The following is a 19,955-nucleotide window of genomic DNA, read 5'->3' as shown; positions in this document are numbered from 1 at the left end:
ACGATCTGACAATTCCGGCATTTCGCGCAATACTGTCCGCCGACACCGGTATCGAATTCCGGTCCTGAGTACGGGGGAAGAATGCTTCACCGCCGCCTGTTCGCCGTGATCGCCATTGCGACCGCGCTCGCCACGAGCGCCTGCCTGGACGACACGAAGTCCGCACCGACCGGTCAAGGGTCCACCTCGACCTCGAGCACTGTCGCCGCCCCGCTGCAGAACCGCCGGGCCGACAACGGCGCCGTCGTCCAGCAGAACGGCCTCAACGGGTCGGGCGAGCTGAAGATCGTCAACGGCAATTCCTCCGACTGCGCGATCGTCGTCACCAGCAGCGACCCGAAATCCCCGCAGGCGACGATCTACGTGCAGGGCAACTCCAACGCCACGCTGAGCGGCATCGCCGGCTCCTACTTCGTCTACATGAAGTACGGAACCGACTGGGACCAGGCCGCACTCGGCTTCACCCGGGATCAGGAGTTCTCGAAGTTCGACGACGTGTTCGACGCCGACACCGAGTGGGAGATCACCCTGCAGCCCTCGATCGGTGGCAACGCCTCCACGAGCGACGTCCCCTCGTTCTGATCGAGCCCATCGCACAGCTCGCGTGATTGTGAACTGTGCCATGGTGCGCCCGGCGGACGGGCTCGTCGGCTACCCTGCCGGGAGTCCGTCCCCCGAACGAAGGTGATCCATAGTGACTTCCGTGGCCGAAGCCCCCGATATCGCGTCGAAGGTAGGGCACTACTACCGGGTGGACGACGTCTACGAGGTCGGCCGTGAGAAGGTGCGCGAATACGCCCGCGCGGTGCAGGATTTCCATCCCGCGCACTGGGAGGACGAGGCGGCCGCCGCGCTCGGGTACCAGGGTCTGGTCGCCCCGTTGACGTTCGTCTCCATTCCCGCGATGGCGGCCAACCGGCACCTGTTCGAATCGGTGGTCGTCGGCTACGACATGTTCGTGCAGACCGAGCAGGTCTTCGAGCAGCACAAGCCGATCGTCGCCGGTGACCGCCTGACCGTGGACGTGGAGCTGTCCTCGGTGCGCCGCATCGCGGGCAAGGACCTCATCACCGTCACCAACACCTTCGCCGACGAATCCGGCGAGACCGTGCACATCATGCACACCACGGTCGTCGGCATCACCGGTGACGACGGGGTGGACCCCGAGATCACTCGTGCGGTGGAGAACGTGATGGTGCACGGGGTGAAGGTCTTCAGCCAGGACAAGGACGCCGCCGCGTCCGACGTCGAGACCCCGCGCCGCCCCGAGGGCGACATCCACCTGTCCGCCGCCGGGGCCGCCCGGGTGCCGAGCACCACGCTCGCCTTCGAGGACCTCAGCGTCGGCGACGAACTGCCACTGCGCGACGCGCGTTTGTCGCGTGGCGATCTGGTGAACTACGCCGGTGTGTCCGGCGACAGCAACCCCATCCACTGGGACGAGCGCATCGCCCAGCTGGCGGGGCTGCCCGACATCATCGCCCACGGCATGGTGACCATGGGCCTCGGTGCGGGCTTCCTGTCCGCCTGGTCGGGCGATCCGGGCGCGGTGACCCGCTACGGTGTGCGCCTGTCGAACTACACGATCGTCGGCCGCGAGGGTGGGCAGGTCGAGTACAGCGGCCGGGTGAAGTCCCTCGACCCGGTCACCCGCACCGCGGTGATCGCGGTCGTCGCCAAGTCAGCCGGTCGCAAGATCTTCGGTCTGGCCACCGCCGACCTGCGTTTCCGCTGACCGTCCCGCCGCGGTGACCTCACCGCGGCGCCACGGCCACCTCGGATCCGGTTGCGCTGCCTGCCTTCTCGACCCCGCTGACCCGCACCCAGGTGTTGTTCACAGCCGACGCGCCCGAGAGCGGGTCGGTGCGGGCCGGGTCGTGCAGCAGGTTGACATTGGCGCCAGGCAGGGCAGCGGCCACCTGCCAGCCGACGCCGGGTTCGCGGTGGCCGTATCCGTGTGGCACGGCCACCACACCGGCCCGGATGTCGGTGCTGATCTCCACCGGAACCTCGATGGCACCGACCGGGGACTCGACGGTGGCCTGGTCGCCGTCGGCGAGGCCGCGGGCGGTGGCGTCGTCGGGGTGCATCAGGACCGTGCAGCGGTCGCGTCCCTTGACCATCGACTCGATGTTGTGCAGCCAGGAGTTGTTGCTGCGCAGGTGCCGTCGGCCGATCAGTTGGAGGTCGTAACCGGTAGTGGGGGAGTCTGTTTCGTCGAGGACCGTGCGGACCGCCGCGAGGAAATCGGCGGGCGCCAGGTGGACCGCCCGGTCGCGGGTGCCGATCAGTTCGGGTAGGCGCGGGCGCAACGGACCGAGGTCGATGCCGCTCGGTGTGTCGCGAATCTTGCCGAGCGTCAATCCTTTCCGGCCGCGCCGCAAGACCCCGTACGGGCCTGCCGCCACCGCGGCCGCGGTCAAACGCAGGGGGCTGAGCTGTTCGAAGACCGCGTCGAGGACCCGGCCGGTGAGCCGGCGGGCGGGCAGCGGGGTCACTTCGGTGACGAGGCGGGCCAGGATCTGCCAGTCGTCCTTGCCGTCGGCGGGCGGATCGAACACCTTCGCGTCGTAGCGGGCGTTGTTGCGCACGCTGTAGATGGGGAACAGCAGGTTGAGCTCCTCGCGTTCCAGCGCGGAGACGGGCGGCAGGATGTAATCGGCGTGCCGGGTGGTCTCGGTGATGTACATGTCGACGGCGACGAAGAAGTCGAGGGCGGCGAGGGCTTCGTCGAGCTTGCCCGCCTGTGGTGTCGAGAGCACCGGGTTGCCCGCGTAGGTGATCATCGCCCGGATCCGGTCGTTGCCCGGCTCGAGGATGTCGTGCGCGAGCGCGGCGACGGGCAATTCGCCGCGGAAGGACCGGTAGGCGCCGGTGCGGTCGGTCCACGCGCCGTGGCCCATTCGCAGGTACTTGGCGTATCGCGCGCCGTCGACGACGGGCGTGGCGAACATCTGACCGCCGGGCCGGTCGAGGTTGCCGGTGACGGCATTGATCGTGTTCACCAGCCAGTGGGTCAGGGTGCCGGTGACCTGCTGGCACACCCCGATGCGCGCGTACAGCACCGCGGACGGCGCGGCGGCGTGGTCGCGGGCGAGTCTGCGGATGGTGTCGGCGTCGACCCCGGCGGGCCCGGCCATCCGCTCCGGCGTGGTGTCGGCGACCAGGGCGCTCAGCTCGTCCGAGCCGACGCATTGCGCGCGCACCCGGCGTTCGTCGCACAGCCCCTCGCCGAAGAGCACGTGCAGCATGCCGAGTAGCAGATAGACGTCACCACCCGGCCGCACGGCGATGTGTTCGTCGGCCAGACGGGCGGTTTCGGTACGGCGCGGGTCGATCACGACCACCGTGCCACCCCGTTTGCGGACGTCTTTGATGCGCTGTTTGGCGCCGGGCATGGTGGTGATCGAGCCGTTCGACACCGCCGGATTGGCCCCGAGGACCACCAGTCGGTGCGTGCGATCGATATCGGCCACCGGCATCAGCACATTCGATCCGAACATCCGCCAGGCGGTGAATTCCTGCGGGAACTGGTCGATCGAGGACGCGGTGAAGAAGTTCCGGGTGGACAGGGCCGCCCGCAACAATCCGCCGTAGAGCACCGACGAACTGTGCGCTGCCGGGTTACCCATGTACATGGCGATCGCGCTCGAGCCGTGCGCGGCGCGCACGGCTCGCAGTCTGATGCCGATCTCGCGGAACGCCTCGTCCCAGGTGACCGGGACGAATCCGGCGGCGGTGCGCCGCATCGGGGTGCGCAATCGGTCGGGGTCGTGATGCAGGCCGCCCATGGCGGTGGCCTTGGGGCAGATATAGCCCCGGGAGAGAACGTCGTCGGGATTGCCTTCGATCCGGGTGACGCGGTCCTCCCGTACCGTCACCAGAATTCCGCAGTGTGCCTCGCACAGTGTGCATTGGCGCGCGATCGTCTTGCTGTCCACAGCTTTTCCCGCCTTCCGCAGAGCCGCCTGGTCCCACGCTAACCGGTTCGGGCGGTCCGCAGATCCGACTACGGTCGGAAATCCGCGACCTCACGTGCACGATCCGTGCGGTGTGAGATCGAAAGGTGGATCGGCGAGCGCCTGGCGCTCTGGAAGGCGCAAAGAGACGAGACGTTGCGTCTTGACAGAGCGGCTAGCGGTTGGCATGGTATTACTCGTGAGTCGAGACGGACCGTCTCGATTGGATAGGAGAGTGACATGACCACCGCCGTATCTCCCCGCACCTGGTTCATCACCGGCGCCAGCCGTGGTCTCGGCCGCGCCTTCGCCGAGGCCGCGCTCGCCGCGGGGGACCGGGTGGTCGCCGCCGCCCGCACCCGCACCGCTCTCGACGAACTCGCCGCCGCCCACCCGGGCCGGGTACTGCCCCTGACCCTCGACGTCACCGACCGGGCCGCCGTGATCAGTGCCGTCGAGGAAGCCGTCGCGCACTTCGGCCGCCTCGACATCGTGGTGAACAACGCGGGCACCCTGTCGATGGGCATGATCGAGGAATTCACCGAGGACGAGGCCCGCGCCCAGTTCGAGGTGAACTTCTTCGGCGCCCTGTGGGTGAGCCAGGCCGTTCTTCCACACCTGCGGGCGCAGCGCTCGGGCCACATCGTCCAGGTCTCGAGCATCGGGGGTCTGGCCGGATTCCCGCTGTCGGGGATGTACGCCGCGAGCAAGTTCGCGCTCGAGGGCATGAGTGAGGCACTCGCGCTCGAGGCGGCCGATTTCGGTGTGCGGGTGAGCATTCTGCAGCCCGGTGGCTACTGGACCGAGCTCTACACCGCGATGCACAACACCGAACCGATCGAGGCCTACGCCGCACTGCGCGCCCAGCTGGAGGCCCAATGGGCGGAGGGTTCCATCGACAGCGAACCGGCGCTGGCCGCCGAGGCACTGCTGGAACTGGTCGATTCAGACAACCCGCCGCGGCGCCTGCTGCTCGGAAACATGGTGTACGACTTGGCCTTCGACCTGACTCGCGCCAAGCTCGACACCTGGGCGGCGTGGGAGGCGACCAGCCGGGCGGCCGAACGAGCGGTAGCCGCACCGGGCGGTCACTGAAACCGGCGGCGCCCACCAGGGGTGCTGGTGGGCGTCGCCGTGGGGGCTAGGTGGTGACCGGCGTGCGGGTGGCGCGGTCGATGAGGTACTCCACCAGGTGGGTGAGCACCGCCTTGGCCGACGGACGGTCGCGGGCATCACACAGGATCACCGGGGTGTTCGGGTCCAGGTCCAGCGCGTCGCGGACCTCGTCCACGGTGTAGCGGGGAGCACCGTCGAAGCAGTTCACCGCGATCAGGAACGGCAGCCCACGACGTTCGAAGAAGTCCACGGCGGCAAAGGAATTGCTCAGTCTGCGGGTATCGGCTAGCACGATCGCGCCGAGGGCGCCACGGCACAGCTCGTCCCACAGGAACCAGAAGCGGTCCTGGCCGGGCGTGCCGAACAGGTACAGCACCAGGTCGCGGTCGATGGTGATGCGGCCGAAGTCGAGTGCGACCGTGGTCGTCGACTTCTGCTCCACCCCCGACAGATCGTCGACACCGGTGCTCACCTCGGTGATCAGCTCCTCGGTGCGCAGCGGGGCGATCTCGCTGATCGAGGAGACCATCGTGGTCTTGCCGACGCCGAAGCCGCCGGCGATGAGGATCTTGACCGAGGCGGCGAGGTGCCTGCTCATGGTCGGGTCAAAGTTTTCGGATGCCATCCAGAACCGCTCGCAATACGTTGAGGTCGCCGGCGCCTGCCTCGGCCGCTACCGGAGCCCGGAAGATGAGGTGGCCGTCGCCGATGAGATCACCGACGAGGATCTTGGTCACCGCAAGAGGAAGTTTCAGCACGGCCGACACCTCGGCCACCGACTGCGGACGTTTGCACAGCTGTGCGATCGTGCCGTACTCGGGTTCGGGCCTGCGCAGGGTCGGCGCGGGATGCACCGCGACAACCACTGTCAGCATGTCCAGGTCGTGCGCCGCACCCATGGTGCGGCCGCGGGTCACCGCGTACGGCCGGACCAAAGGTCCGGCCGCGTCGTCGAACCACGGATCGCCGAGTCGAGTCATGGTGCCGCGTCCTATATTTCGGCCAGCCCGTGCCGCGGTTCCGCCGACAGGAAACTGCCGACCCGCTGCACGGTGAGGTTCATCTCGTAGGCGACCATCCCGAGATTGGCCGACTCGGTGGCCTGTAACGCCAGGCAGGCGTTGTCACCGGCGGAGGTTACGAACAGGACGGCCCGATCGAGTTCGATCACAGCCTGGCGTACGCCGCCGCCGTCGAACCGGTTGCCCGCGCTGCGCGCCAGCCCGTAGAGCGTGGACGACATCGCCGCGAAATGCTCGGCGTCCTCCCGCTTCATCTGGGTGGAGCGCCCGAGCAGCAGCCCATCGGTGGACAACACGACCGCGTAGCGGACCCCTGCCAGCCGGTCGACGAGATCGTCGAGCAGCCAGTTGAGATCACCTGGTTGGGGAGAGTTCACCTCAGCCTTCCTGTTCGTCCTGGTGAGAGTTCGACAGGGGCTTGCGGCCCTGTCGAGTGCCGATCTCGATCGCGGACATCAGGTCGCGGGCCTGCTCGGCGGAGCGGGGACGCGGCGCGGGCGCGGTCGTTTCGGCGGTGGTCGGTTCCTCGGCGAGTTCGGGTCGCAGGTTCGTCTGCCGCTGACGGCGGGGCAGCAGGGGCCTGCCGTCGGGGCCGGTCTCCGGCTGCGGCGGGGCTTCGACCTCGACGACGCGGGTGTCCGCGATCGGCTCGGCGGTGCGCGGTGCGGGCGGCTCGGCGACCAGGGTGGCCACCGGTGCCTGCTCGAGCGCGGCGGCGGGCGCCTGCTCGTGCGGGCGGGGCAGCCCACGGCGCAGCGGTCCGGTGGTCGCGGGCGAGCTCGGCATCGCCGCGGTCCCGGCGAGCAGGTTCTGCGGGATGAGTACGATGGCGCGGATGCCGCCGTAGTCGGATTCGCTGAGCCGCACCGAAACACCGTGCGCGGTGGACAGTCTCGCGACGACGAACAGGCCGAGACGCGAATCCGAGGACAGCGTGCCGACGCCGAAGTCCGGCGGATCGGCGAGCATGTCGTTGTAGCGGGCCAGATCCTCGGGGCTCATGCCCATGCCCTGGTCGGTGATCTCGACGACCACGCCCTTGCCGACGATGTTGCCGCCCGCCTCGACCCGCGACTGCGGCGGGGAGAAGGCGGTGGCGTTGTCGACGAGTTCGGCGAGCAGGTGCACGAGGTCGGCGACCACGGTGCCGACGACGTCGACCTCGGGCAGCTTGGTGACCCGCACGCGCGCGTAGTCGAGGGTTTCACCGATGGCGCTGCGCACGATGTCCATCAGCGGAATCGGGTTGCGCCACTGGCGACCCGGGCGGCCACCGCCGAGGATGATGAGGTTCTCGGCGTTGCGGCGTTCGCGGGTGGCCAGATGGTCGAGCCGGAACAGGGTCTCCAGCAGCGCCGGATCCTCTTGGCTGCGTTCGGCTTCGTCGAGGATCTCGAGCTGACGATGCACCACGATCTGGCTGCGGTGGGCGATGTTGAGGAACACCGCGCGCACACCCTCACGGGTGCGTGCCTCGTCGACGGCCGCGCGCAGCGCTGCCGCGGCGGCGTGCTCGAAGGCGTCGGCGACCTGGCCGATCTCGTCGCGACCGAAGTCGAGCTTCGGGGCGATGTCGGCGGGATCGACCTCACCGCCCTCGCGCAGGGTGCGCATGGTGGCGGGCAGCTGTTCGTCGGCGAGGGCGAGGGTTTCGGTGCGCAGCCTGCGCAGGCGGCGGATGATCCGGTTGGCCAGGATCACCGCGACCAGGAACGCCAGCAGGCTGACCACGACGACGCCGCCGCCGGCCATCGCCGCGTTCACCTCGGCGCGCTGCGCGGTCTTCTCGGCCAGCTTCTGGATATGGCTGTTGTGAGCACCGTAGGCCTCGATCATGGCCCGGTTGACTTCGCCTGCGGCGGTGTGCCATTCGGGGATCGACATGGGCAGTGCGGTGACGGCCTGCGTCCGGCTCGACGAGCCGGTGGGCTGCTGCGGCGCGGCGAAGCGGCTCACGATGGCCGACTCCATCGCGGCGAGCTGGGCGAAGTGCGGCGTGGACATCATCGCGGCGATCGGGGCGCGCTCGTCCTCGTCGAGCTCGGTGACGATGCCGGCCAATTCGGTGTGGTAGTAACCGATCTGGTTGATGAGCTCCTCGATCGGGATGCCGGTCGGGCCGTCGGCGGTGACCAGCGACAGGGAGATCGCGTTGCTGCGCGACATCGCCTCGGCCGCGTGCAGCAGACGCACACCCTCGGCCACACCGGAGGCCACCTCCGCGTCGGGGGCGGCGCGCTCGGCCACCTTGGTGCCCTGGGTCAGTACGTCGAGCAGCCGGCTGAAGAAGGTGTAGGCGTCGTTGGCGGGCAGCATCCGCGCGTCGGCGCCCTGGCGCACACCGGTCAGATGCGTCTTGAGAGTGTTGAATCCGCCCTTGTCGTCACCGATTTCGGAATCGTCGACCGCGCGGATATCGGTGGAGATATCGATCAGGCCCTGCACGGCCGCGTCGAGGCGTGTCCTGGCCGGGCCGAGGGCATCGGCGGCGGTGTCGTCACCGGCCAGATAGGCCAGGGTGAGCTGTCGTTCCGACTGCACGGCTTCGATCAGTGCGCGGGTGTAGGGGACGGCCGCCTGCATCTCCGTCGCCCAGGTCTTGGCCTTGTTGCTCTCCTCGACCAGGTAGCCCGCCGTGCCGACGCCGACCACCACCAGGGTCAGACTGGGGATGAGAGCGATCGCCAGAATCCGGGTGCGAACACCGAGTCTCGCTAAGAACATCGCCATAACGTAACGGAATTGTTGCAGTGTTGCCGCACGGGTCTCGCTGAGCGAGACGCGATTTGGCATTCGGGGCGATCTCGAGCTCGCCCCGCCGGCTAAGCCGCGATGGCCCAGTCGGCGGGGGCTCGCCGTGCCCTGGCGTACCCGGAGGGGTGGGCCAGGTCAGGTCTTCTCCCACGCCTACAGCGTGCGGTCGGCGCCGGTGCGCGGTGGCGGTGCGGCCGCGAGCGCCGCGTTCTCCGCCGCGGTCAACTGCCGCGCGCGCAGGACGAATCGCAGGCCGTGCGAGGCTTCCAGGGACTGCTCGGAGGCGGGTCCACGGGTCACATCGATGGTGAGGTGGGTGTCTTTCCAGCACTCGAATTGTTCCGGGCTGATCCAGAATTCGGTGTGCCAGCTCAACCGGCCGAGCAGGATGTCGCTCTTGTCGATCGGGAACTGCCTGGTGGGTAAGCACATCGGCGCGGAGTTGTCCCCGCAGCAGTCGCCCGCCTGCCGGAACAGCACCGGACCGTTGTCCTCGATGACGCGGCGCAGCAGGTCCTGGGCGCGTTCGGTGATATCCACGCGGTGGATCGTGTTCTGCATCAGAACATCCCTGGTGTCGTCGTCGAATGGCGCACCAGCAGGTTCTTGGACCGCTGGTAGCGCCCGAGCATCATGGCGGTGTTCTCCCCCGCGGCGTGCGCGGGGTAGGGGTGGTAGCAGTTGGCCCACACCCGGCGGGTGCCGACCGCGCCCGCGAACCGGTGCGCCGTGCCGAGATCGCGAGTCCATACGCCCGCACCGAGGCGGTGGAAGGTGTCGTCGGTGACCCGCACCGCTTCGTCGAGCGTGTGGAAGCGGGTCACCCCGAGCACCGGGCCGAAGATCTCCTCCTGGAAGATCCGCATCGAGTTGTCGCCTTCGAAGACGGTGGGTTCGATGTAGTACCCACCCGGCAGGCCGTCGACCTTGCGTGCTTCCCCTCCAGTCAGCACGCGGGCGCCTTCGGCTCTGCCGATATCGAAGTAGGACAGGATCCTCTCGTACTGATCGTTGTCGGCCTGCGCGCCGATCATCGTCTCGGTGTCGAGCGGATGACCGGACACGACGGCCTCGGTGCGGGCGATACAGCGGGCGAGGAACTCGTCGTAGATCGACGAGTGGATCAGCGCACGCGACGGGCACGTGCCGACCTCACCCTGGTTCAGGACGAACATCACGAATCCCTCGACGGCGCTGTCGAGGAACGTGTCGTCGGCGGCGAGTACATCGGCGGTGAACACGTTGGCGCACTTGCCACCCAGCCGCAGTGACACCGGGACGATGTTCTCGGCGGCGTAGCGCAGGATCAGCCGCGCCGTCGCGGTATCACCGGTGAAGGTGAGCTTGTCCAGATGCGGGCTGCGCGCCAGCGGAACGCCCGCCTCCGCCCCGAATCCGTTGACCACGTTGAGCACACCGTCCGGCAGCAGGTCGGCGATCAATTCGACGACGAGCAGCAGCGAGGCCGGGGTCTGCTCGGCCGGTTTGAGTACCACGCAGTTGCCCGCCGCGAGGGCGGGCGCGAGTTCCCATGCGGCGGTGAGGATCGGGTAGTTCCACGGCAGGATGTGCCCGACGACGCCGAGCGGACCGGACAGGTGGTAGGCCGTGGTCTCGCTGTCGACCGTGGAGATCGTTCCCTCCTGTCCGCGCAGGACGCCGGCGAAATACCGGAAGTGGTCGACGGTCAGGGGCAGATCGGTGTGCAGGGTCTCGCGGACGGGTTTGCCGTTGTCCCAGGTCTCGGCCACCGCGAGCGGTTCGATGCTGTTCTCGATGCGGTCGGCGATGGCCAGCAGGATGCCCGCGCGGTCGGCCGGGGAGGTGGCGGCCCAGCCGGGAGCGGCGCGGCGGGCGGCGGTGAGCGCCAAGTCGATGTCGGCGGCGCCGGAACGGGCCACGGCGCAGAACGCCTCGCCGTCGACCGGGGAGGTGTTGTCGAAATAGCGGCCTTCGACGGGGGCGACCCATTCGCCTCCGATGAAGTTGTCGTATCGGGCGGCATAGCTGACTATGCCGGTATCCGATCCGGGCTTGCCGTAGATCATGCGTCTCGCTCCTCGCGACCTCGTGCGTGGTGGGACACACTATGGTCGGCGAAGGTTGGTACGAGGTTGGTCGTGCCGTTTGCACAGGTCAGCCCTGGCGCGCGGTGTACAGGCGAGCGGTGACGACGGCCCGGCGGACGTCGTCGCGCGGCAGCAGCCGCAGCGCGTGCTCGTGCACGGCGACATCGCCGGGACAGCGCTGTCCGAAGGCCACCGCGTGCTCGGGGCGATCGCTGGCCAGCACCGCGTCGCGCAGGCCGACATCGAGATGGTCGCGCCACTGGTGCACGCCGGGCAGGTCCGAGCCGGGTAGCAGCGGTCCGCGGTACAGCCACAGCGCCGAGGTGAGGTCGCCGCCCTCGATCGCCGCGAGCAGTTCCACCGCGTCGCACGACACCGCACCGGTGAGCATGTACCGGCGGTTGGTGATCTCGCCCCTGGTCGCCCGCCGCAGATGGGAGACATCGGCTTTGAGCGTGTTCAGCGATACCGCGCGGTCGCCGTAGACGGCGGCGTGCAGCTGTTCCGGGGTGTACCCGTCGGGTTCGAGGGCGAGCAGGGCGAGGATCTCGAGCTGGCGCGGCGGCAGTGGGACAGGTCGGCCGTCGCGCAGCAGCCTTGCCGCGCCGAGACATTCGAGACGGACACCGGGGACGGGAGTCGGTGCCTCGGCCCGCAGCATGGTCTCCACGGCCGTCACGAGGGCGCGCACCGAGGTCATCACCATCGGGTGCGAGCGTTCCCAGGTCGAGGACAGATCGAGGACACCGACGGTGCGACCGTCGGGTCCGTGGATGGGCGCGGAATAGCAGACCCACCCGTGCAGGGCGGCCACCAGGTGTTCGGCGGAGAACACGGTGCAGGCCCGGTCGTCGTGCAGGGCGAGCGACAGGCCGTTGGTGCCCATATGGCTTTCGTCCCACACCCCGCCGGGTGCGAAGTTCACCTGCTCACCCTGGCGTCGCAGGGTGCGGTCGCCCGCGGTCCACAGGATGGTGCCCGATTCGTCACTGACGACGGCGAGGTAGCCGGAATCCTCGGCGATACCACGCAATTGGCCCGCGAGTTCGGTGACCGGCCTGCGCAACGGTGATTCCCGCCAGCGGCCGCTGATGTCGTCGAGCCCGGGGGCGACGGTCTGGGCCGGGTCGACGGTGTGCAGGGAACGCTGCCAGGACCTGGCCACCTCCCGGCGCACGGGGCCGGTGTCGCGGGGCAGTTGCAGCGGACGCGACGGGGCGGCGAGGCGGTTCCATTGCTTCTCGATCGCGCCGCGATAGTCCGCGAGCCCGTCGGGCCTGGGCGATCCGGGAATCGGATCGTCGGATGCGCCCACGTTCACTCCTGCTCGTCGGTGGCTGTTCCTGTCTATCAGGTGTGCCACCGGCGTGGGCCGGGATTACGGGCGGACTACCGGGTCACCGGGGTGTGCCCTGTCGCGTCGGCTTGACGCGCGGTCGGTTATTTGTTCAGGAACAGGCCCGCGATATCGGCGTTCTTGATGGGGGTGTCGATATTGCGCTGGCCCGCGCACAGCAGATCGACCTGCACGATCATCGCGTCGACCACGGTGCCCGCCGGTTCGTTGTCGTTGCCCGTCTGTTCTTTGATCGCCTTGGTGATGGTGATCCGCTTGGTGTCCGGCTCCTGGTTGACGTAATCGCGGCAGGGGGTGTCGCCGCCCTGGTTGAGCAGGCGCTCGACATCGGAACAGCCGGTCACCAGTGCCGCCAGCACCGCGAGTCCGACCGCGACGGCGCCGCTGCGGGTGGCGTGCATGATTCCTCCTGAAAGATCGCGCCCGGTGCGACTCGCCCGGGTCCGCTTCAGACTAGATGCCGATCGCGGCGGGCCCGGCGGCGGTAGCGCGGCGTGTCCACGCAGGGCTCTCGGGGTTCGGCACCATCGAACACAGCGGTCAGCTGCGGTGGATTCGCAACGGCACGAGCAGTTCGTCGGCGGTCAGCGACCCGTGATGGCCGGGCATCTGCGATTGCAGGGGTTCGGCGCCGCTGCGGATCACCCCGCTCGTCCCGGTGGCGACCACCACGAGATCACCGATCCGCGCCGCCACCTCCGGATTCACCCGCGGGCCGAACCACCCGGCCTCGATGACCTGGGCCTTGGTGTGCACCACGAACTCGTCACCGAGCGTGCCCGTCCAGGTGTCGGCGACCTGCTCGGTGGCTCCCGCTTCGGTGTAGACGTGGCGGGCGCGCGGTTCGCCGCCGAGCGCGCGCACGCCCTCGGACAGGTGCGGGTGGGTGTCGAAGTCGATGCGGTGCACCAGCGGCACCATGCCGTGATCGGCGGTGACGATCAACGCCGAGCGCGGCGGTAGCTTACCTGCCAGCTCGGCCGCGATCCGGTCGACGTTGGCCAGTTCGAACCGCCACGCCCTCGTCTGCGGGCCACGCGCGTGCCCGGTGGTGTCGAGATCCGAATGGTAGGTGTAGACAAGGCTTTTCGGTGCGGCACCGAGCGCGGTGAGCACACCGTCGACCAGGTCGCCCACCGAGAAGGCCGTCCGGAAACCGCCACCGCGCCAGCCGGCGCGGGTGAGACCCGAGCCGTCCTGGTAGCTCGGTGCCACCTGGACGGCGGCGATGCCCGCGGCGCTCGCGCGTTCGAAGGTGGTGCGGTGGGGCTGGATTCGCTCCGGTGGGAACTCGGCGATCGCGTCGACCTTCGGCCCGTCGCCGGTGAGCTGCCAGCGCAGGCCGTTGAACAGGCGGTCCTGCCCGGGCAGCTGGAAGGTGTAGCCGACGGTGCCGTGTTCGCCCGGCGGCAGCCCGGTGCCGAGGGTGGTCAGGCTCGTTGCCGTCGTACTCGGGAAACCGGCATCGAGGGTGGCCGCGGGCAAGCCCGAAAGAAACGGCGCCGCAGCACTTTCGGCGTCCAGCGCGGTGGCACCGAGGCCGTCGACGAGCAGCACGCACACATGGTCGACATCCAGTGCGAGACCGAGGCGGTCGTGCTCACCGGGCACGCCGAGGCAGGCCAGGATCGAGGGGAGCAGGTCGGCCAGAGACGCGTGGCCGTAACGCGGGAGGAGAAGTTCGTTCACGCCTGTCCGGTCTCGAAGCGGCTGATGAGGCCGTTGCGCACATCGAATCGCCAGGTGGTGCGCATGGAACCCCACCGGCTGTTGGTGTAGTCGGCGGTGAACTCGAGTCCGTCGGCTTCCACCGTGTCGATCTCCAGATGCCCGTTGGCGCTGAAGATCTCGGCCTCGGTCCACTGCGTGAGGTTGCGTTCCACGCCGTCGTCGGACATGGTGGCGTCTTCGGCGAGCACGCCGTAGAAGCGGTCGGTGTCCTGGGCGTTGAGCGCGTCGACGAACGCCTCGACCGCGGGATCGAGTTTCACAGTCTCAGCCATCGGGCCTCCTGCTCGTGTTCGGGCGCACTGGGTAGAACAGCCTTACCCACTCTAGGGCCGCTCGCACACCCCGCACCGCAAAATTTTCAGGTGCGTGTGGCGACGAGCGCGGTGAAGGCGCGCATGATCTCGTCGACGAGGTCGGGCGCGTTGGTTCCCAGCTGTTCACTGCGCTTTTCGAGGTGGCCGTCGAGCCACAGCGAGGCCAGTCCGTGGCCGAGACTCCACCACGCCACGGCCAGCGTGTCGGCCTGGTTCGCGGGAAGCTGTCCGGCGGCGACACATTCGGTGACGGTGTCGGCGAGCACGCCGAAGGCGGTGTCACCGGCGTGCGCGGCGTCGGGATGCTTGTCCGGTTGGGACAATTCGGGCCGGAACATCAGCCGGAACAGGGCCGGGTTCTCGCGGGAGAACCGCACATAGGTGGCGGCGAGTTCGGTGAGCGCGGCCAGTGGGCTGCTCGCCTGCGCCCGCGTGGCGATCAATTCCTCGGCCAGGCGCTGGAAACCGTCGACCGACAGCGCCGACAGCAGCGCGGCCCGATCGGCGAAGTGGTGATACGGCGCGCCGCTGCTCACCCCGGCCTCGCGCGCGACCCGGCGCAGGCTCACCGCCGCGAGCCCCTCGCTCTCGATCAGGCGCAGGCAGGCCGCCATCAGGGTGGCTCGCAGGTCGCCGTGGTGGTAACTGGTGCGCTTCACCCCTCCGAGCCTAGGCGACCCGACCGGGAAAATAGGCACTGGACAGCAGATCTATGCGGTGCTTAGATTATCTGAGCACCGCTCAGATGGGTGGGCTCCTCCGAGGGAACGGATGAACACCATGACCGCAAGGGTTCTCGTCACCGGCGCCACCGGCTTCGTCGCCGGCCACTGCATCGCCGAACTGCTCGAGCACGGATACGCCGTGCGCGGCACCGTGCGCGATCTGGGCGCCACCGCCAAGCGCGCCCACCTGACCGAGCTGGCCCGCCGCACCGGTGGCGACCTGGAATTCGCCGCCGCGACGCTCGACGACGACGCCGGGTGGGCCGAGGCGGTGGCCGGCTGCGACACCGTGCTGCACGTCGCCTCCCCGTTCCCCGACAGCCCGCCGGAGAACGAGCGCGACCTCATCGAGCCCGCCGTGCAGGGCACACTTCGGGTGCTGCGGGCGGCGGCCGCGGGCGGGGTGCGGCGGGTCGTGCTCACTTCCTCGGTGGCGGCCCTCGCCTACGGCCACGGCGACGACGACGTGCGGACCGAGAACGACTGGTCGGTCGTCGACCGGATTCCGGCCTACCAGAAGAGCAAGACCCTCGCCGAACGCGCCGCCTGGGAGTACGTCGAATCCCTCGGCGACACCAGCGATCTCGAACTGGTGGTGCTGAACCCGGGCATGATCCTCGGGCCACTGCTCGAACCGCGAACCAGCACCTCGCACGCACCGATCCAGCGCCTGCTGGCCCGCGACGTGCCGGGCTCGGTGCGCACCGGCTGGTCTCCGGTCGACGTGCGCGACCTCGCCGTCGCCCACCGCCTCGCCATGGAAGTCCCCGCGGCAGCGGGCAACCGGTACATCTGCGGCGGTGAGCCGCTGTGGATGGCGGAGCTGGCCGGCCTGCTCGCCCGCGACTTCGGCCCCCAGGGCTTCCGCGTGCCGACGCGGGTACTGCCCAACGCCCTGGTCCGCCTCGTCGCACTCTTCGACAAGACCGTCCGCCTCACCGTGCCGGTCCTCGGTCGCGCCGAACGGGTGAGCGCTGATAAGGCTCGCCGCGAACTCGGCTGGACCATGCGTCCGGTCGAGCAGACGGTCCGCGACACCGCCGACAGCCTGATCGCCTTCGGCGTCGTCACCGCGCCGGGCAAGCGTCGCTCAGCACCAGCCGTTCCGGTCGGAACACGCTGAGCGGAAAGGGAAGACGATGCTCATCACCGCTGTGATCCTGACCGTCGTCGGTGCGTTCCGGCGGACTCGGCGCCGCCGCGCGGATGGCGAACAAGGCGCGGGATCTGCGTCGCGGCGAGTGGACGCCGCGTCAGTATTCCGGGGCCGCCTGCGGTCCGTCGCGCTGGTCGAGGTGTACCGCCGGGCGCGACGCGGGCTGGCGTCGGCCGCGCTGAGTGTCGGTGCGGCGGTGCGCGCCGTGGTGACGGGCGCGGGTGCCCGGCTCGACCGTCTCGGACGGCGTATGCGGCAACAGGGACGGGCACTGTCGGCTTCGGTGACGGTGCTGGCCTTGGCCATCACGGGAACCCAATTGGCCTGCGGTTGAACCGGACCCGACGCCATGAACCGCGCTGCGCGTCCAGGATCACCGAGTGGATCAGGAGTGCGACCTCGGTCGGTTCTGGGGACCAGGACCTCGGTGTCGATGCTGGGAACCCGGCCTGCGGCGGGGCCGGGTTCAACGCCATTCCTGGCGCTGGAGGTCCAGGATCACCGGGTGCATGAGGGTGGAGACCTGGGGGTCTTTCGGGCGGCGGTCCGGCGGGAAGACGGTGGCGGCGGTGAGCGTCGTCTCGTCCAGGGAGCGTAGGGGAGTGGGCGAGCGCAGGGTGGGGGTCGGGGGCTCGTTCATCGCCGCGAGGACGAAGCCCCAGTCGCCGAAACTGGGGACATCCACGTGGAACGGGGTGGTGTGCAGTCCGGCGGAGCGCAGGGTGGCATCGATGGTCCAGAAGGAGCGTGGTGCGAAGAACGGGGAACCGGACTGGACGACCAGGCGCGCGCCGGGAGCCAGGACGTTCGCGGTCATCGCGTAGAACTCCTGCGAGTACAGCTTGGCGACCGAGGTCTGGTCGGGGTCGGGCAGGTCGACGATCACCGCGTCGAAAAGCCCTGGCGCACCGCGCAACCAGTTGAAGGCGTCGGCGTTGACCACTCGCACGCGCGGATCGTCGAAGGCGTGCCGGTTCAATTCGGTGAGCCGGTCGTCGGTGCGGGCCAGCTCGACCATCGCCGGATCGAGTTCGACCAGCGTCACCCGCTCCACGTCGGGGTAGCGCAGGATCTCACGCAGCGCGAGCCCGTCGCCACCGCCGAGCACGAGCACCGAGCGGCGTGACCCGGCGAGCACCGGGTGCACCAGTGCCTCGTGGTAGCGGTACTCGTCGACGGAGGAGAACTGCAGGCCGCCGTTGAGGAACAGCCGGGTGTCGGTGGTGGCGAACGGCGAGAACGACTCGGTGAGCACGATCTGCTGATACGGCGTGCGGGTCTGCCACACGATCGGATGCGCGAACAGCGCCTGCTGGGCGGTGGCCTCGAAACGGTCGGCGTACAGGTAGGCGCTCGACAGGCCGCAGGCCACGACGGCGGTCGTGGCGATCAAGGTGTGCCGAGCGGCGCGGGTCATCCGGTCGCGAAAGAAGAAGAACGCCAACGCCAGACCGGCGATCGCGTTCACCACACCCACCACGAGGCTGCCGCGGATCTGCCCGAACACCGGCAGCAGCAGGAACGGGAACGCCAGACCACCCAGCAGCGCGCCCACGTAGTCGGCGGCGAACAGGTCGGCCACCGCACTGCTGGCCTCCTGCTTGCGCACCTGCTGCAACAGCTCCATCAGCAGCGGGATCTCGGCGCCGACGAGCATCCCGATCACCGCCGCCGCCACGACGAGCGCGGCGGTGTACACGTTGAGCCAGGCGTAGCTGGCGTAGAGCGCCGCCACCGACAACCCGCCGATCACCGCGAGCGCCAGCTCCACCGCCACGAACGCGGCGGCGGCATGCGGGCGCAACGGTTTGGCCAGGAGCGCACCGACTCCCATCGCGCACACCATCACGCTCAGGGTGATCGAGGCCTGCGCGGCGGTGTCGCCGATCAGATAGCTGCCCAGGGTCACCAGCGACAGCTCGTACACCAGACCGCAGGCGGCGCAGACGAATACCGTCGCCAGCAGCGCCGCCCGCGCCAGGCGGTGGGTGGGCATCAGGTGAGGCCCGCGGCCACCACCAGCGCGACGGCGACATGGGCCGATGCCGTCACCCAGACCGCCGGGTGCGGTTCGGGATCGGCGACAACGGTCCGGAAATCACCGGGGGTGAGCGCGTCGAGCAGCACGAACGCCAACGCCATCGCGGCCAGCCCGATCACGCCGTACACCGCGCTCGCCAGCAGTGCCTTCACGATCTCCCCGTCGGAGGTCCAGATGGCGGTGGCGACGATGATGCCGGTGCCGAACAGGTTCGAGGCGAGCAGGGTCGCGGCGTTGCGGTTGCGTTCGATCCAGATCTGGGCGCGCAGATCACCGGGGGTGAGCAGGTCGACGAGCCCGAATCCGACGGTCATCAACACGATTCCCACCGTGGAATAGGCGAGCGCGGCGCCCGCGTCCGCCCCCAGTTCGGCGAGCATGAGTGTCCTCCTGTGCTTGTGAGGCGAGATGCCCCGAATGAACTACTTGCCGCCGCTGTCGCTGCCGCCACCGCGGTAGTCACCCGCCGCGGAACCGCTGGTCCAGCCGTAGCTGCTGGTGTGCGAGTGGTGGCGGCGGGTGCCGTTGGCCCAGCTGTCGACCAGCACGAGCGAGCCGCCCGCGTGCGGCGACACCGCGACGAGGTCCTTGTCGAACCGCAGATAGTGGTTGTCGCCGGTATTGCGCCGGTCGCGCGGCTCGGTGGCCTTGGCGATGGCGGCCGCGACCGCGGCGGGCGCGGCGGCCGTGGTGAAGGCCAGGCCGTCGTTGGCCTGGTCGAGCTGGCGGGCACGCTGGTACTTCTCGGCGACGAACTCGCGCGGATCCTGCGGCCCGGTCACCGCGACGACCGTGACCACCGCGACGATCACCGCGACCACGGAGGCCAGGATGCCGACCACGATCCATCTTGTCCGGGTCACCGCGGCACCCCGAAACCGGTGCGCCACAGAACTGTCGGCGTTGTGCTGATGAGAATCCCTCCCCGTCGAAAAACTGGCCGGACTGTATCACCGGCTTCGCGCCACCGACCGCGGGGAGTTGAGCAACTGCGATTCAGATCACAGACGGCTACCGGGCGACGTGCGACACGCGGGATCGGCATGGAACACCTGCCGGTTGCGACCTGTGAGCGCTGCCGGTCTGTCGGCTCCTGTGCCAGTTGTGGCTCGGGGCGAAGATCAGCGGGGTCGTTGCCACAGCAGCGTGTATCGCCACATCAGGCGGCGGCGGATCTGCGCGCCCGGCAGGAAATCCTCGGCGGCCCGCCGGATTTCGCCGAGCGTTTCCTCCGGATCCCGGATCGTCGCGTTCGGTCCGCCCGCTTCGCGGCGGTGGCGACGGTCGGTGGCCCAGACGACCGGTAGCAGCGGGAGGTAGCCGATATCGGTGAGCGGGTGCATCTTCCAGAGCCCGACCACCGCGAGCGTGCCGCCGGGTGCCACGAGGTCGCGCAGCGCCGCCATGCCCTCGCGGACGGGGACGTGGTGCAGGGCGGCGACGGCGGTCACCATGTCGAAGGTGTCGTCGAGGTCGCGGAAGTCGGCCTTGTCCAGGTGCACGTGGGGTGTCGACGGTGCGTTCGCGATGACCTCGGGGTCGATGTCGATGCCGAGCACCGCATCACAGCGGGTGGCGAGTTTGCGGGCGAGCAGGCCGTCGCCGCAACCGATATCGAGGGCGGTGCGCGCGTGCGCGGGCACCTGTTCGAGCAGCCAGGGGTGGTAGTGCGTGTTGTGGTTCCAGTAGGGGTCCGTCGACATGATCGGTC

Annotated in this window: 21 protein-coding genes; 5 read left to right on the top strand and 16 right to left on the bottom strand. The window is 69.1% G+C overall.

The genetic code is table 11. The features are described from left to right. Nucleotides 1-81: 81 nt before the first annotated feature. Nucleotides 82-582 (top strand): hypothetical protein, encoded by a 501-nt coding sequence (locus tag AB0I35_RS18260; RefSeq protein ID WP_067492225.1) that lies wholly within the window; start codon nt 82-84, stop codon nt 580-582. A gap of 112 nt (nt 583-694) precedes the next feature. Then, nucleotides 695-1,735, top strand: coding sequence for a fused (3R)-hydroxyacyl-ACP dehydratase subunits HadA/HadB (locus AB0I35_RS18255; protein ID WP_357397233.1), 1,041 nt, complete (start codon nt 695-697; stop codon nt 1,733-1,735). Nucleotides 1,736-1,754: 19 nt separating this feature from the next. Here AB0I35_RS18255 and AB0I35_RS18250 read toward each other — a convergent pair whose 3' ends face one another. Next, the gene (locus tag AB0I35_RS18250) at nt 1,755-3,941 is read right to left on the bottom strand and encodes a molybdopterin-dependent oxidoreductase (protein WP_357397232.1); all 2,187 of its coding nucleotides are present in this window, start codon (nt 3,939-3,941) and stop codon (nt 1,755-1,757) included. A gap of 258 nt (nt 3,942-4,199) precedes the next feature. On the opposite strand from AB0I35_RS18250, the gene AB0I35_RS18245 reads away from it, so the two are divergent. Then, nucleotides 4,200-5,054 carry an SDR family NAD(P)-dependent oxidoreductase gene (locus tag AB0I35_RS18245; protein ID WP_357397231.1) on the top strand — a complete coding sequence of 285 codons (855 nt, stop codon included), beginning with the start codon at nt 4,200-4,202 and terminating at the stop codon, nt 5,052-5,054. 46 nt (nt 5,055-5,100) lie between these two features. Here AB0I35_RS18245 and AB0I35_RS18240 read toward each other — a convergent pair whose 3' ends face one another. The 11 genes from AB0I35_RS18240 to AB0I35_RS18190 all read right to left on the bottom strand — a co-directional run bounded on the left by AB0I35_RS18240 (nt 5,101) and on the right by AB0I35_RS18190 (nt 14,981). Next, nucleotides 5,101-5,700, bottom strand: coding sequence for an ATP/GTP-binding protein (locus AB0I35_RS18240; RefSeq protein WP_067492229.1), 600 nt, complete (start codon nt 5,698-5,700; stop codon nt 5,101-5,103). Then, a complete protein-coding gene (locus tag AB0I35_RS18235; protein WP_067492230.1) occupies nt 5,681-6,055 on the bottom strand; it encodes a DUF742 domain-containing protein in 375 nt (124 codons plus the stop codon). The genes AB0I35_RS18240 and AB0I35_RS18235 overlap by 20 nt, the downstream gene beginning before the upstream one ends. An 11-nt stretch (nt 6,056-6,066) precedes the next feature. Beyond that, nucleotides 6,067-6,474, bottom strand: coding sequence for a roadblock/LC7 domain-containing protein (locus tag AB0I35_RS18230; protein WP_067492231.1), 408 nt, complete (start codon nt 6,472-6,474; stop codon nt 6,067-6,069). A gap of 1 nt (nt 6,475) precedes the next feature. Continuing rightward, nucleotides 6,476-8,821: a nitrate- and nitrite sensing domain-containing protein gene (locus tag AB0I35_RS18225; protein ID WP_357397229.1), complete on the bottom strand. Its 2,346-nt coding sequence runs from the start codon at nt 8,819-8,821 to the stop codon at nt 6,476-6,478. Nucleotides 8,822-9,004: 183 nt separating this feature from the next. After that, the gene (locus AB0I35_RS18220) at nt 9,005-9,412 is read right to left on the bottom strand and encodes a DUF779 domain-containing protein (protein WP_357397228.1); all 408 of its coding nucleotides are present in this window, start codon (nt 9,410-9,412) and stop codon (nt 9,005-9,007) included. Then, on the bottom strand, nt 9,412-10,899 hold the full coding sequence (locus AB0I35_RS18215) for an aldehyde dehydrogenase family protein (RefSeq protein WP_357397227.1): 1,488 nt from the start codon (nt 10,897-10,899) through the stop codon (nt 9,412-9,414). The genes AB0I35_RS18220 and AB0I35_RS18215 overlap by 1 nt, the downstream gene beginning before the upstream one ends. Before the next feature lie 88 nt (nt 10,900-10,987). Then, nucleotides 10,988-12,235: a transcriptional regulator gene (locus AB0I35_RS18210; RefSeq protein WP_357144955.1), complete on the bottom strand. Its 1,248-nt coding sequence runs from the start codon at nt 12,233-12,235 to the stop codon at nt 10,988-10,990. Nucleotides 12,236-12,360: 125 nt separating this feature from the next. Then, entirely contained in the window at nt 12,361-12,678 is a 318-nt protein-coding gene (locus AB0I35_RS18205; protein ID WP_357397225.1) for a hypothetical protein, read from the bottom strand. Nucleotides 12,679-12,817: 139 nt separating this feature from the next. After that, a complete protein-coding gene (locus AB0I35_RS18200) occupies nt 12,818-13,966 on the bottom strand; it encodes an alkaline phosphatase family protein (protein ID WP_357397223.1) in 1,149 nt (382 codons plus the stop codon). After that, nucleotides 13,963-14,280 (bottom strand): nuclear transport factor 2 family protein, encoded by a 318-nt coding sequence (locus AB0I35_RS18195; protein WP_357397222.1) that lies wholly within the window; start codon nt 14,278-14,280, stop codon nt 13,963-13,965. Before AB0I35_RS18195 ends, AB0I35_RS18200 begins: the two co-directional genes overlap by 4 nt. An 86-nt stretch (nt 14,281-14,366) precedes the next feature. Further along, nucleotides 14,367-14,981 (bottom strand): TetR/AcrR family transcriptional regulator, encoded by a 615-nt coding sequence (locus AB0I35_RS18190; RefSeq protein ID WP_067635471.1) that lies wholly within the window; start codon nt 14,979-14,981, stop codon nt 14,367-14,369. A 121-nt stretch (nt 14,982-15,102) separates the two neighbouring features. Here AB0I35_RS18190 and AB0I35_RS18185 point away from each other — a divergent pair, with 121 nt between their 5' ends. After that, nucleotides 15,103-16,170, top strand: a complete 1,068-nt coding sequence (locus AB0I35_RS18185; RefSeq protein ID WP_357397221.1) for an aldehyde reductase — start codon at nt 15,103-15,105, stop codon at nt 16,168-16,170. A gap of 16 nt (nt 16,171-16,186) precedes the next feature. Then, on the top strand, nt 16,187-16,537 hold the full coding sequence (locus tag AB0I35_RS18180; protein WP_357397220.1) for a hypothetical protein: 351 nt from the start codon (nt 16,187-16,189) through the stop codon (nt 16,535-16,537). A 132-nt stretch (nt 16,538-16,669) separates the two neighbouring features. Here the strand turns inward: AB0I35_RS18180 and AB0I35_RS18175 are convergent, their stop codons facing one another. The 4 genes from AB0I35_RS18175 to AB0I35_RS18160 all read right to left on the bottom strand — a co-directional run bounded on the left by AB0I35_RS18175 (nt 16,670) and on the right by AB0I35_RS18160 (nt 19,947). Continuing rightward, the gene (locus AB0I35_RS18175; RefSeq protein ID WP_357397219.1) at nt 16,670-18,199 is read right to left on the bottom strand and encodes a polyamine aminopropyltransferase; all 1,530 of its coding nucleotides are present in this window, start codon (nt 18,197-18,199) and stop codon (nt 16,670-16,672) included. Beyond that, complete coding sequence (locus tag AB0I35_RS18170) at nt 18,199-18,624, bottom strand: DUF350 domain-containing protein (protein WP_357397217.1); 426 nt, start codon at nt 18,622-18,624, stop codon at nt 18,199-18,201. Before AB0I35_RS18170 ends, AB0I35_RS18175 begins: the two co-directional genes overlap by 1 nt. Nucleotides 18,625-18,666: 42 nt before the next feature. Then, nucleotides 18,667-19,107 (bottom strand): DUF4247 domain-containing protein, encoded by a 441-nt coding sequence (locus AB0I35_RS18165; RefSeq protein WP_357397216.1) that lies wholly within the window; start codon nt 19,105-19,107, stop codon nt 18,667-18,669. A gap of 258 nt (nt 19,108-19,365) precedes the next feature. Continuing rightward, complete coding sequence (locus AB0I35_RS18160) at nt 19,366-19,947, bottom strand: class I SAM-dependent methyltransferase (protein WP_357397215.1); 582 nt, start codon at nt 19,945-19,947, stop codon at nt 19,366-19,368. Nucleotides 19,948-19,955 lie beyond the last annotated feature (8 nt).

The organism is Nocardia sp. NPDC050378, from assembly GCF_040655675.1.
GTDB lineage: Bacteria > Actinomycetota > Actinomycetes > Mycobacteriales > Mycobacteriaceae > Nocardia > Nocardia coubleae.
Note: the sequence above shows the minus strand (reverse complement) of the source record. Positions and strands in the feature narration are given on the sequence as shown.

Bases quoted from the DNA above. Each gene is read 5' to 3' on its own strand.
- AB0I35_RS18260 (WP_067492225.1), top strand. From the start codon at position 82: ATGCTTCACCGCCGCCTGTTCGCCGTGATCGCCATTGCGACCGCGCTC.
- AB0I35_RS18245 (WP_357397231.1), top strand. From the start codon at position 4,200: ATGACCACCGCCGTATCTCCCCGCACCTGGTTCATCACCGGCGCCAGC.
- AB0I35_RS18240 (WP_067492229.1), bottom strand. From the start codon at position 5,700: ATGGCATCCGAAAACTTTGACCCGACCATGAGCAGGCACCTCGCCGCC.
- AB0I35_RS18235 (WP_067492230.1), bottom strand. From the start codon at position 6,055: ATGACTCGACTCGGCGATCCGTGGTTCGACGACGCGGCCGGACCTTTG.
- AB0I35_RS18225 (WP_357397229.1), bottom strand. From the start codon at position 8,821: ATGTTCTTAGCGAGACTCGGTGTTCGCACCCGGATTCTGGCGATCGCT.
- AB0I35_RS18220 (WP_357397228.1), bottom strand. From the start codon at position 9,412: ATGCAGAACACGATCCACCGCGTGGATATCACCGAACGCGCCCAGGAC.
- AB0I35_RS18215 (WP_357397227.1), bottom strand. From the start codon at position 10,899: ATGATCTACGGCAAGCCCGGATCGGATACCGGCATAGTCAGCTATGCC.
- AB0I35_RS18205 (WP_357397225.1), bottom strand. From the start codon at position 12,678: ATGCACGCCACCCGCAGCGGCGCCGTCGCGGTCGGACTCGCGGTGCTG.
- AB0I35_RS18195 (WP_357397222.1), bottom strand. From the start codon at position 14,280: ATGGCTGAGACTGTGAAACTCGATCCCGCGGTCGAGGCGTTCGTCGAC.
- AB0I35_RS18185 (WP_357397221.1), top strand. From the start codon at position 15,103: ATGACCGCAAGGGTTCTCGTCACCGGCGCCACCGGCTTCGTCGCCGGC.
- AB0I35_RS18180 (WP_357397220.1), top strand. From the start codon at position 16,187: ATGCTCATCACCGCTGTGATCCTGACCGTCGTCGGTGCGTTCCGGCGG.
- AB0I35_RS18175 (WP_357397219.1), bottom strand. From the start codon at position 18,199: ATGCCCACCCACCGCCTGGCGCGGGCGGCGCTGCTGGCGACGGTATTC.
- AB0I35_RS18170 (WP_357397217.1), bottom strand. From the start codon at position 18,624: ATGCTCGCCGAACTGGGGGCGGACGCGGGCGCCGCGCTCGCCTATTCC.
- AB0I35_RS18160 (WP_357397215.1), bottom strand. From the start codon at position 19,947: ATGTCGACGGACCCCTACTGGAACCACAACACGCACTACCACCCCTGG.